Genomic DNA, 4511 nt, shown 5'->3' with positions numbered 1-4511 from the left:
GTCTTAATCCACTTGAATGAATGGAAACATTATTTCCAGAATGAAGAGAGAGACTATCATTCGAATTCAGTGAAATGCTACTACCTGCCTTCAAAGAGATGCCGCCTTTTGCGTTTAAATTTATATCGCTTTCTGAAACAATCTTTATGCCATCTGGTGCGGTAAGCTCTAGCTTGCCACCATCACCTTTTAGTGACACACCATCAGCAATCGTGAGAAGAAACTTTCCGCCGGATTTGATGTGAATTCCATAAGTGTTTTGTTCATCATCATATTCAAGGCTGGTTCCATCAGGGTATATCGTTCGGTGAATGCTGCCCTTATCGGCTGCTTGATTAGCATCTGTATGAAGTGAACCAATAATCACCCCTTGTGATAAATCCCCTGATGACGAGATAACAACTACTTGCTCTCCAACATCGCGTCCTTCATAAGAACGTGTTTTACCGGCGCGGGCTTGGGTATCTGGAATCCAGTCACTGACAAGATTGCCACTTTTTACCCGATAGCGTGCGTTTTTATGGTCGACATGGCTAATCTTCCCCACCACAACCATATTTGCCACACGTCTCTTTAGATCTGTGATTTCTTTATCGCGCCGCTCTAACATGTCCACCTTCAATTTTATGGTATTTATCTTTGTTTCTCACGCCTGTTTCTGGTTTAAAACCGACAACGGGTTCAACAACTCTTTCGGTTGCCTTTCCTTCATCAAGGCAGGGGATATTGGTGACGTAAGTTACGTCAAAGGTTAAAATCGCACCATGGAGCGCTAAGGCGCCATTATCGCCAAAGGCAAAAGCAATATTTTGCAGGCGGCATGTTTCAACGCTGTTGTTGAGATTGGGATTAGCGTAGAAAACCTCCTCAACTTCCCATGCTAATTGGTCAACAAAACGTGCTCCATCTTCACATGTCGCATAACATTCAACATCTAGCGTTAAAACACGCCGTCTTACTCCATAATCATAGCCATCTTCAATTGTTTCACTTTGTGTTGAGATATTAATTGCAGGCGTGTTCTCAGGGGAGAAGTTGAAATCACGCATATTGAAAACATTGTCACCAGCTACCGTCTTTGCTGCCTTTATCAAAGCAACAAAGCTTTCCCTTATCGTTTCTCTCGGATGCATGGGAGCTCCTGTTATTTAACATTTATCCTTTTCTTTATATTGGTATCGTGTTATGATACGTAAAAGAACGAATAAAGGTGATTTGGTGATTGAATCTTTTGCTGATAAGCGGTGTAAAGATCTTTTAGAAGGCAATCTGCCCAGAGGCTTTCCCACCACTCTAGTGCGTATAGCCCAAAGAAAGTTGTTTATGCTCGATAAAGCAGTTGATCTTAAAGATTTGCGCAGTCCTCCGGGAAATCGTCTAGAAGCGTTGAAAGGAGAGCGTAAAGGTCAATATTCTATCCGTATTAATGACCAGTTTCGTATTTGTTTTGAATGGCGCTCTAATGGTGCCTATGAAGTTGAAATCGTAGATTATCATTGATCTGTAGGAGGTCGAGATGAAAAATTATATAGCGATTCATCCCGGAGAAATTTTACGAGAGGAATATTTAAAAGAATATGCTCTCTCTGCTTATGCTCTTGCAAAAGCATTAAATGTTCCACGCACGAGAATAGAACGTATTGTTGCTGAAAATAGTCCAGTGACTCCCGATACAGCACTAAGATTAGCCTATTTTTTTGATACTACTGCTGAATTTTGGCTTAACATGCAAGCTGCTTATGACGTTAGTATATTACAAACTGAAAAAGCAGACGAATTTGCCAAAATCAATAAATTTGAATGTAGGGTTTAACCACTCCCTACCTTTAACGATAGGGAGGGGAGTTCTATTTTTTTAATTAAGCAACCTTTTTAATGGGGCTCTCTAAATCTGGTTCATAAGTTCGCAACAAAGAATCCATGCTATGCGGTAACTCTGAATCACCAAAATCTGTTAGAATTGCTAAAATCTTCGTAATATTGGGTAGTTCATCCTGAAGTTTTGAAATTAAAGCTTTTTCTATGACACTCATAGTATCAACCAGAGCTGTACAATCTTTGTCATTCATATTCTCATGTCTAGAAAATTGAGATAATGCTATCCATAAATCGCATAAGAAGTTGGTATCTATCTTCATTGCACACCCCCATGGATTTGTTCTCTCAAACATGCCAATCCTCTGGATGTGATTTTTGTTGAAGGGAGCACCTTCTCTGTACCATCCGGTCTTTGAATGGTGATAGCAGGACAATCCATAAATCCTTTCTTGATCTTGTCCTGATAAGGTAACAGAGGCGCCCCTGGAGCCCGTCGATAGACCCAATCATTTTGTCGCAAGTAATTGGTTAAGTCCTTTGGTCGCACTTCTAACATTTTTGCTGCTTCAATAAGACCAAACAAACCATCAGAGCGTTTTAAACCATCCAAAGCTTCTGCTTTTGGTGCTAATTCAGCAATAACATGGTCTTTCTGTTCGATTTGGCTTTGTAAGTGATTCAAAACACCAAGCAATGCTTCAGGTTTGGAGTAGTCAACTTGTGATGCAGCTATCTGTGGAGCAGCTACTTGCTTCAAAAGCCGTTCACATTTGATAAAGTATAAACGAGCCTCTCTACCTTTCTTATTATTCTCAAGCATAGAGAGCTCTTTGGCTACACTTAAAGTTAGATGATAATCTTTAGAGGGACGACCACCTTGGAGGTTTTCCCCAAAGTTGGTGAAAACTAAATAATCCTGATTTTCTAATAAATTATATTTGTTGATGCGATATTTAATCCAAGTAGAGAAATCTTTACCTACTTCTAAAAACGCATGCAAATCACGAGCGTTAACAGTTTGAACAGTTTCCTGATCAATAACCTGTTCTCTAATTTCTATAAGAGTATTCATAATGAATTCCTTATGGTTAGACGTTTGTTAATGACACTCAAAAAGAGTGCCGGGCGCTAACAAACACGGCCATAAGTCCGTCGTTACACTTTCCCCGCAAGGGTATTGTATAGCGTAACCACACCCGACAGATGTTATTATACGCATGTAGCATATAATGAGTCAAAGTCTTTAATGTATAGAAGACTGATTATTTCGGTAACCAATCCGCTTATGGTTCTAAGGTGTTTGTTAGGCACCTGATTCGATTATTCATACTCCTGTCACAATGTCAATAAGTAATATTACATTTTTCTAAAAATCGTTTTTACACAAGTAATCGATTAAATTCTTTAATTGTGATCCGAATATCCTTTCTTTTCCAATAAAATCAAACAAGCCAGTGATAGGTTTGAATTCACAATCGTTTGTTTTTTTGTGTTTAGTCTCTCACCCCAGTTGAAATAATTTCATTATCGTAAATTTCTGCTGTTCCGCAAACTCGCGCTTTTCCACAAACTTGCACACTGTCAAAAATTGATGCCTCGCCATAAACTCGTGCATTACCAGAAATTTGCGCTTCATTAGCAACCGATGCTTTACCGTAAACTCGTGCATTATCGAAAATCTGTGCATTGTCAGAGATATCTGCTTTATCAAAAACTTGTGCATTATTGCAAATTATAGCATTTCCCCAAACTGATGCCTCATCATAAATTTTTGTATTGTCATAAATTTTAGCATTTCCGGAAATAGATGTTTCACCGTAAATTATAGCATTTCCAGAAATGTGTGCATCTCCGAAAATAGATGCTTCACCATAAATCTTTGCATTGCCGAAAATTTTAGCATTTTTGGAAATAAATGCTTCACCATATACTTTAGCGTTTTCAAAAATACATGCCGAATTTGTAATGCATACCTCACCAGAAACTGATGCTTCATCATAAATTTTTACATCGTCAGAAACAGATGCTGTTCCGAAAACTTTAGCGCTGTCATAAACTTTAGCGCTTCCCCAAACTGAGGCCTCATCATAAATTTGCGCTTTACCAGAAATTTGCGCTTCACCAGAAACCGATGCTATACCATAAACTTTTGCATCATCCCTAATTGTAGCATTTTCAGAAACATATCCATTTCCGTAAACCTGTGCATTATCAAAAACCCAACAATTATCGTAAGGACTTAGGTTTCTTTCTTTTTCAATATATCCACCTAAATCACCTTTCTTAATTGTACCAAAATTTTTGATAGCTTTAATACGGTAAAGAATAAATTCGCCAACCTTAATTGCTTCATTTGTTAATTTGTATTTTTTTCTTCTAAATATAAACATGTACTAGATCATTTCTTTATAAGCATATCTTTACTTTAGCTCCCGCAAGATAAGCTTATACATACCGGATTCTGAAGCTTGTACATCTATCACAATGAAATGCTCCTGAGAAGAGGGAGCTTTGCTGTTTTCAGGGGAAATGATTACAACATTATCTTCAGGTTTTGGTGGTAATCCTCCGATATCATTGATACAAATATCAAGTTCCTTTCTTGCAATTGTCGTGGGGATTCTGCCACCGGCGTCCGATTCTGAATGCTTAATGCCGTAAATCGCTGTAATTTGAAACGATTGCTGATTGTC

The 4511-nt window shown here is 38.3% G+C and carries 8 protein-coding genes; 2 read left to right on the top strand and 6 right to left on the bottom strand.

The genetic code is table 11. The features are described 5' to 3' along the window. Both ACFINM_RS09390 and ACFINM_RS09385 read right to left on the bottom strand, forming a co-directional pair. On the bottom strand, positions 1-610 hold a 610-nt coding region (locus ACFINM_RS09390; RefSeq protein WP_375641235.1), incomplete at its 3' end, for a phage baseplate assembly protein V. Then, a complete protein-coding gene (locus tag ACFINM_RS09385; RefSeq protein WP_375641233.1) occupies positions 591-1133 on the bottom strand; it encodes a hypothetical protein in 543 nt (180 codons plus the stop codon). The genes ACFINM_RS09385 and ACFINM_RS09390, both read right to left, overlap by 20 nt. A gap of 52 nt (positions 1134-1185) precedes the next feature. Here ACFINM_RS09385 and ACFINM_RS09380 point away from each other — a divergent pair, with 52 nt between their 5' ends. Together ACFINM_RS09380 and ACFINM_RS09375 are read left to right on the top strand one after the other, a co-directional pair. Beyond that, a complete protein-coding gene (locus ACFINM_RS09380; RefSeq protein WP_375610725.1) occupies positions 1186-1500 on the top strand; it encodes a type II toxin-antitoxin system RelE/ParE family toxin in 315 nt (104 codons plus the stop codon). Positions 1501-1516: 16 nt separating this feature from the next. Continuing rightward, positions 1517-1813, top strand: coding sequence for a HigA family addiction module antitoxin (locus ACFINM_RS09375; RefSeq protein WP_004861504.1), 297 nt, complete (start codon positions 1517-1519; stop codon positions 1811-1813). 46 nt (positions 1814-1859) lie between these two features. Here ACFINM_RS09375 and ACFINM_RS09370 read toward each other — a convergent pair whose 3' ends face one another. The 4 genes from ACFINM_RS09370 to ACFINM_RS09355 form a co-directional block, all read right to left on the bottom strand. Next, complete coding sequence (locus ACFINM_RS09370; RefSeq protein ID WP_375641231.1) at positions 1860-2138, bottom strand: hypothetical protein; 279 nt, start codon at positions 2136-2138, stop codon at positions 1860-1862. Then, positions 2135-2890: an antA/AntB antirepressor family protein gene (locus tag ACFINM_RS09365; protein WP_375641229.1), complete on the bottom strand. Its 756-nt coding sequence runs from the start codon at positions 2888-2890 to the stop codon at positions 2135-2137. Before ACFINM_RS09365 ends, ACFINM_RS09370 begins: the two co-directional genes overlap by 4 nt. A gap of 421 nt (positions 2891-3311) precedes the next feature. After that, positions 3312-4208 (bottom strand): hypothetical protein, encoded by an 897-nt coding sequence (locus tag ACFINM_RS09360; RefSeq protein ID WP_375624214.1) that lies wholly within the window; start codon positions 4206-4208, stop codon positions 3312-3314. Positions 4209-4238: 30 nt separating this feature from the next. Then, positions 4239-4511, bottom strand: a 273-nt coding sequence (locus tag ACFINM_RS09355; RefSeq protein WP_375641226.1) for a hypothetical protein, incomplete at its 5' end; no start/stop codon positions are given.

The sequence above is a fragment of the Bartonella sp. AA168HLJHH genome (assembly GCF_042197365.1).
GTDB lineage: Bacteria > Pseudomonadota > Alphaproteobacteria > Rhizobiales > Rhizobiaceae > Bartonella.
Note: the sequence above shows the minus strand (reverse complement) of the source record. Positions and strands in the feature narration are given on the sequence as shown.